At 45.8% G+C, this 1059-nt stretch carries 1 protein-coding gene; it reads left to right on the top strand.

The window, feature by feature from the left end:
* The first annotated feature begins 759 nt into the window (after window positions 1-759).
* Window positions 760-1047: a plasmid mobilization protein gene (locus AC5RDS_RS02120; RefSeq protein ID WP_494222193.1), complete on the top strand. Its 288-nt coding sequence runs from the start codon at window positions 760-762 to the stop codon at window positions 1045-1047.
* Window positions 1048-1059 lie beyond the last annotated feature (12 nt).

Raw genomic sequence — 1059 nt, 5'->3', positions numbered from 1 at the left:
TTTGCTAAACGCTACGACAAAAAATGACAATTTCCGGGCATGAAACTTTTTGCAGCTTTTATTTGGTTTTATCTTAGAATTCTACCGTCGGAATAGGCGGCTTTCTGCGGCCCGGACGGTAGCCGCTTTACAACACGCATCACCAAACCCTAATAGCTCCATTCTGTGACCGGAGACGTACTCTCGTAACGGTAACCGACAATCGACGCCGCCTTTCTGATTGCAGATTGAAATGCTTGCTGACTCCATCATTTTTGGATATTCAGAGGTTTTTATTGTTTTGCAGAAAGGATAATTTCCATATCTATAGATATTTATATTCCAATTCAGATTTCTGGAAATCTATATTTTTCTATTTCTGTACATCCCCGGATTTATCACTGGTGATAAAGTTGGAGAAATTGCCAGAGAGCTATAAATTCAAGTTTCCGAATAATGAAAAATTTCTTTCTGCCGCAAGATACAACAGGGTAAACGCTTCCGAACTAATGTCCGCTCACGACCGCTCCAGTCCGCACCGAGGGCTTGTTTTGGCGCCCGCACGGTTGTAATATTGCAACCGGGAAAGGCCCGTCCTCGGACGCCGCTTCGGAGGTTTTTCAAAGTTTTCACAAAAAAATTTCCGCCGCGGATTTTTGTTTCTGCAAAGAAACAGCGAGCTGTACCTTTGTATGCCGAAAAGTTTTTCGACATACAAAGGTGCTCGCTCTGCGAGGCCGGGTGGCGCTCCCGAGTCACGCCACTTTAACTACCGACACTATGACAACCGCTAAAAAGAGAACCGGACGGCCTACAGCCACCGATCCCCGTATCCACCGGTACAATTTTAAGCTCACCACGGAGGAAAATATCCGGTTTAAAAAGATGCTTTCGGAAGCCGGACTGGAACATAACCGCAGCCGATTTATCGTCAAGCGTATCTTCTCGGAGCGCTTCGAGGTCATCAAACGCGACCCGTCAAAGGTACAGTTTATCGCACGGCTGAATGACTTTTATTTCCAATTTCAGCGCATCGGGCATAACTGTGCGCCCGTCAAGGCGATATAATAAATATAGCGA

The organism is Odoribacter sp. (assembly GCF_985060555.1).
The sequence above is the reverse complement of the archived record's forward strand: the minus strand, read 5'-3'. Positions and strand labels throughout refer to the sequence as shown.